The sequence below is a fragment of the Streptococcus sp. HSISS2 genome (assembly GCF_000448665.1).
Lineage (GTDB): Bacteria > Bacillota > Bacilli > Lactobacillales > Streptococcaceae > Streptococcus > Streptococcus raffinosi.
This window is the reverse complement of the sequence record NZ_CM002133.1, coordinates 561,122-566,490: the sequence shown is the minus strand read 5'-3', so window position 1 is coordinate 566,490 and position 5,369 is coordinate 561,122. Positions and strand designations below refer to the sequence as shown.

Below are 5,369 nucleotides of genomic sequence, written 5' to 3'. Positions count from 1 at the left end.
GATGGTCCAACGATAGCTAGGATTTTCCCCTCTTCAACAGTTAAGTTGTATTTATCAAAAATTTTGTGTTGACCAAATTGCTTGGAAATATTTTTAATTCTAACATAAGGTCTCCTATTTGTAGTAGTTGAATTTCTTTTCGATACGTTTAGAAGCTACAGTTACCACACCAACAAGGATAAGATAGATAGCTCCAGCCACAAACATAGGTGCTAAGGTCGCATCACGATTGGCAGCGGTACGACTTTCCAAAAGGAGGTCTCCGACTCCAAGAACATAAACCAATGATGAATCTTTAACCAAGTTAATAATTTCGTTGAAGATACTTGGCAAAACAATCTTGACCACTTGAGGAAGGATAACGTAGCGAATCGTTTGGAAAGGACTCAATTTAAGCATCTTGGCAGCTTCATATTGACCTTTCGGAATAGCCAAGATTCCTCCACGAAAAATCTCTGCAAAATAAGCTGCATAGTTAAGGGTAAAAGCAATAATGGCAGCTGGTAGACGGTCAAAGACAATCCCAACACTCGGAAGAACATAATACACAAATATCAGTTGCAAAAGGAGCGGTGTCCCACGCATAATCCAAACATAGAGGGTCAACAACCAATTTAAAGGTTTGAACTTAATCTGCATTAAGAAAGCAAGCACAATCCCTAATGGAATCGACAGTACGATAACAATGAAAAATACTTGAAGTGTAACTACCGCACCATTCAAAAGGGCTGGTAATACTTCCAAAACGTATGACATATAAACTCCTATAATTATTTAGTATTTTTGAATATTATACCAAAAAAACGAAAAAAGGGTATAAAATTTTGAAAATACTAAAAGGAGAGAGGCCGAACTCATTGTAATGAACTTGAGTCCCCAGCCTCACTCCTCAAAGACTTAGCTAATATTAGCAATTGTAAATATTTAGGCTTACCTACCTATGCACTAATTTTAGACTTTCTTGACAAATTCAGATTTAAGTTTCATAGCACCAAAACCATCAATCTTACAGTCAATGTTGTGGTCACCTTCAACTAAGCGAATATTTTTAACACGTGTTCCTTGCTTGATGTCTTTGGGAGCACCCTTAACCTTAAGGTCTTTAATAACTGTGACAGTATCACCATCAGTAAGACGTGTTCCGTTGCTATCAAGAACCACAAGCCCTTCTTCTGCAACCTCGTTTGGATCCCACTCATAGGCACATTCTGGACAGACTAACAAGATACCATCTTCATAAACATACTCTGAGTTACATTTGGGACAATTTGGTAGTGACATATTTCTCTCCTAAAAATTCTGATATAGCTATTATTCTACTTTAGAATGAGTAATTACGCAAGAGTAAAAACAAACAACACCTCCTAGAAAAATCAGAGGTGTTGGCATTTTTATTCAACAGTAACTGACTTAGCCAAGTTACGTGGCTTATCAACGTCAAGTCCACGATGAAGCGTTGCAAAATAAGCAATTAATTGAGTTGGTACAACCATTGAAATTGGTGACAAATATGGATGAACGTTGTTAAGAACGATGTCATCATCTTCTTTAGCGACATTTTCTTCCGCAATAGTCAAGACTTTAGCACCACGTGCTGCTACTTCTTGAATGTTACCACGAGTATGGCTAGCAAGGACTGGATCAGACAAGAGAGCGATAACAGGCGTACCATCTTCGATAAGAGCAATTGTACCATGTTTCAACTCACCTGCTGCAAAACCTTCACATTGGATATATGAGATTTCTTTCAATTTAAGACTAGCTTCCATAGCCACATAATAATCTTGTCCACGTCCGATATAGAATGCATTACGTGTTTCTGCAAGAAGGTTGGCAACTTTCCCATCAATAACTTCTTTTTCAGAAAGTGTTGATTCGATAGATTGAGCCACGAGAGACAATTCGTGAACCAAGTCAAAGGCCTTAGCTTTTTCATTACCATTAACTTCGCCCACTGCTTTTGCCAAGAAAGCCAAAGTTGCAATTTGAGCAGTATAAGCTTTAGTTGAAGCGACAGCAATTTCTGGTCCAGCGTGAAGAAGCATTGTATGGTCTGCTTCACGTGAAAGCGTTGAACCTGGAACATTTGTTACTGTCAAACTTGGAATACCCATTTCGTTAGCTTTAACAAGAACCTGACGACTATCTGCTGTTTCACCTGATTGACTAATAAAGACAAAGAGAGGTTTCTTGCTAAGGAGAGGCATACCATAACCCCATTCAGAAGAAATGCCAAGCTCAACTGGTGTATCAGTCAATTCTTCAAGCATCTTCTTAGAAGCAAAACCAGCATGATAAGAAGTTCCTGCTGCAAGAATATAGATACGGTCAGCGTCTTGAACAGCCTTAATAATATCAGCATCCACAGACACTTGACCCTTATCATCTGTATAGGCTTGAATAAGCTTACGCATCACTGTTGGTTGCTCATCAATTTCTTTGAGCATATAGTATGGGTATGTTCCTTTACCAATATCAGAAAGATCAAGCTCAGCTGTATAACTATCACGTTCTTTGACATTTCCATCATAGTCTTGAACTTCAACACTATCCGCCTTCACGATAACCAACTCTTGATCGTGAATTTCCATATATTGATTTGTTTCACGAATCATAGCCATGGCATCTGAGCAGACCATATTATAGCCATCACCAAGACCAATCAAAAGTGGTGATTTGTTTTTTGCCACATAAATTGTTGAGGCATCTTCTGAATCCATGAGGGCAAAGGCATATGATCCACGAATAATATGAAGAGCTTTCTTGAAAGCTTCAAGGGTTGACAAACCGTCTTCTTCAACAAATTTACCAATCAAGTGAACAGCAATTTCAGTATCGGTTTGACCTTTGAAATGATGACCAGAAAGGTATTCTTCCTTAATTTCAAGATAGTTTTCAATAACACCATTATGAACTAAAACAAAACGTTCTGTTTCTGAGCGGTGTGGGTGAGCATTGTCCTCTGTCGGTTTCCCGTGAGTCGCCCAACGAGTATGTCCAATACCAGATGTTCCCTCTACTCCTTTAGTCTTAGCAGCAAGTTCTGCAATACGGCCCACAGCCTTAATTAATTGACTAGATGTATCACTAGCTACAAAGATACCAGCTGAATCATAGCCTCGGTATTCTAACTTTTCAAGTCCTTGAATCAAGATATCAGTTGCATTTGTGTTCCCTACAACACCGACAATTCCGCACATATTTTTTATATAACCCCATATTAAGGAGGTTATGTCTCCTTCATTTTAAATTGGTATAGTCAATAAGCTCTTAAGAAAGCTTAACGATGACAGTATATTCCATATACTTAACATTGTCAAGCATAAAAATTGGTATAGTCCTAAAAAGAACTTTTAACGCTTCTTATCCTAAGGAATAATCCTTAAAATATGCTATAATAAAGCTATGCGAATTCAACAGTTACATTATATTATTAAAATCGTCGAAACCGGCTCTATGAATGAGGCCGCAAAACAACTTTTCATTACACAACCGAGTCTTTCTAATGCTGTCCGTGATTTGGAAAGAGAAATGGGGATTGATATTTTCATCCGTAACCCTAAGGGAATCACCTTAACCAAGGATGGGGTCGAGTTCCTTTCCTATGCCCGTCAGGTAGTGGAACAAACTAACCTTTTGGAAGAACGTTACAAAAGTCATACCGAAACACGTGAATTGTTCAGTGTTTCTTCACAACACTATGCCTTTGTGGTTAATGCCTTCGTCTCACTTCTCAAGAGAGCTGATATGACACGTTATGAGCTCTTCTTACGTGAAACTCGCACTTATGAAATCATTGAAGACGTTAAGAACTTTCGATCAGAAATCGGCGTCCTCTTTCTTAATAGCTATAATCGTGACGTCTTGACTAAGATGTTTGATGACAACCGTCTCACATATACCAGTCTCTTTAAAGCTAGACCTCATATCTTTGTCAGCAAATCAAATCCATTGGCCAAGCATGAAATTGTCTCTTTAGAAGATTTAGAAGACTTCCCATACCTTAGTTACGATCAAGGGATTCATAATTCCTTCTACTATTCCGAAGAAATTCTCTCACAAATTCCCCACAAAAAATCTATAGTAGTTTCAGACCGTGCGACCCTCTTCAATCTATTAATTGGTTTGGATGGTTACACTATTGCCACTGGTATCTTAAATAGTAACCTAAATGGTGACAACATTGTCTCTATTCCACTTGATATTGATGATGAAATTGATATTGTTTACCTGAAGCATGAAAAGGCAACACTCTCTAAAATGGGGGAACAATTTCTAGATAACCTTGTTAAAGAAGTCACTTTTGACAACTAAGCTAACGACTTCTCATCTTAATCCCCACACATGTTGTTGGGGATTTTTAAGTGCGCAAAAAAGAGCCTTTCGACTCTTACTATTATTTATAATTTTTATAGCTTGCCCAAGCCTCGTCTATAGATAAAGTTTCAGCGTCCGTGTAAGACCCTCTATAGCGATTCCAAACAAGACTACCAGTTGAACCTGTTGTTTGGGTAACTGGAGCTTGGTCATAGGCAGTAAGACCGTAGTATGCAATAATACTGTTCAACTTAGAAGCATAAAGACTATCTGTAGCATATGTTCCTGTAAGTGCTTGAGTAGCATCCGCATAACTGCTTGTATTAGATTTCCAAGTTCCAGCATAAGTTGATGATGTCATCAAAGCAGCGTAATCCGCCAAAGAATCGCTCAAGCTACCATAAGAACGGAACGGCTGATCAATCTCATAAGTCTTCCCTGTACCATCATCTTCCCAAGTACGCATTGTTACCGAGTTTCCATTGTAAGTTCCTTTAATTCCAAAAAAGTTGTAATAAGGTGCTTGACTAAGACCTGACTGCCCAGAATTCGATTCAAGAATAGCTTGAGCAATTAGAACAGAAGCATAGATATTATAGTCTTGACCAATTTGTCTCGCAGTTTCACCGATACTACCAATAAAAGCAGTAGTCGTTTGGTTATAAGCAGCTTCAGCTTTAGCGTTGACACTGTTATCATTTTTTCTATCGGTTGTAAAAGCTAAGACTAAAAATAATGAACAAATAAAAGCTCCCACAATAAAAATCAAATACTTCTTTAAATGACGATACATATAGCCTTCCTTCTTAAGATTTCCCATTATAATATTTTAATACTATTCTATCAGAAAAAAGACCCTTAGCAAGTTATGTACTGACCCCAAAAAGTTAGACATTTAATTTATCCAAAGGATTTAGTTCTGTATTGCACAGGACTGAGTCCTTTTAGTTTTACCTTAATTCGTTTGTTATTGTAATAATCAATATAGTTTACAATAGCTTGTTCCAATTGATTAAGTGATTTAAACGTCTTTTCGTAACCATAAAAACATT

General features: G+C 37.6%; 6 protein-coding genes. 1 reads left to right on the top strand and 5 read right to left on the bottom strand.

Annotation, left to right across the window (positions count from 1 at the left end; all coding sequences use genetic code 11):
• Positions 1 to 114: 114 nt before the first annotated feature.
• The 3 genes from HSISS2_RS02690 to glmS all read right to left on the bottom strand — a co-directional run bounded on the left by HSISS2_RS02690 (position 115) and on the right by glmS (position 3,200).
• On the bottom strand, positions 115 to 756 hold the full coding sequence (locus HSISS2_RS02690; protein WP_002888525.1) for an amino acid ABC transporter permease: 642 nt from the start codon (positions 754 to 756) through the stop codon (positions 115 to 117).
• Between the two features lie 195 nt (positions 757 to 951).
• Positions 952 to 1,281 (bottom strand): zinc ribbon domain-containing protein YjdM, encoded by a 330-nt coding sequence (locus HSISS2_RS02685; RefSeq protein WP_021145256.1) that lies wholly within the window; start codon positions 1,279 to 1,281, stop codon positions 952 to 954.
• 110 nt (positions 1,282 to 1,391) lie between these two features.
• A complete protein-coding gene (gene glmS, locus HSISS2_RS02680; protein ID WP_021145255.1) occupies positions 1,392 to 3,200 on the bottom strand; it encodes a glutamine--fructose-6-phosphate transaminase (isomerizing) in 1,809 nt (602 codons plus the stop codon).
• A 205-nt stretch (positions 3,201 to 3,405) separates the two neighbouring features.
• Between glmS and HSISS2_RS02675 the strand changes: the two genes are divergently transcribed.
• Complete coding sequence (locus HSISS2_RS02675; RefSeq protein ID WP_002888521.1) at positions 3,406 to 4,314, top strand: LysR family transcriptional regulator; 909 nt, start codon at positions 3,406 to 3,408, stop codon at positions 4,312 to 4,314.
• Positions 4,315 to 4,396: 82 nt separating this feature from the next.
• Here the strand turns inward: HSISS2_RS02675 and HSISS2_RS02670 are convergent, their stop codons facing one another.
• Positions 4,397 to 5,110 carry a glucosaminidase domain-containing protein gene (locus HSISS2_RS02670; protein WP_021145253.1) on the bottom strand — a complete coding sequence of 238 codons (714 nt, stop codon included), beginning with the start codon at positions 5,108 to 5,110 and terminating at the stop codon, positions 4,397 to 4,399.
• A gap of 107 nt (positions 5,111 to 5,217) precedes the next feature.
• A partial coding sequence (locus HSISS2_RS10690) for an IS3 family transposase (protein WP_167546407.1) occupies positions 5,218 to 5,369 on the bottom strand: 152 nt, incomplete at its 5' end.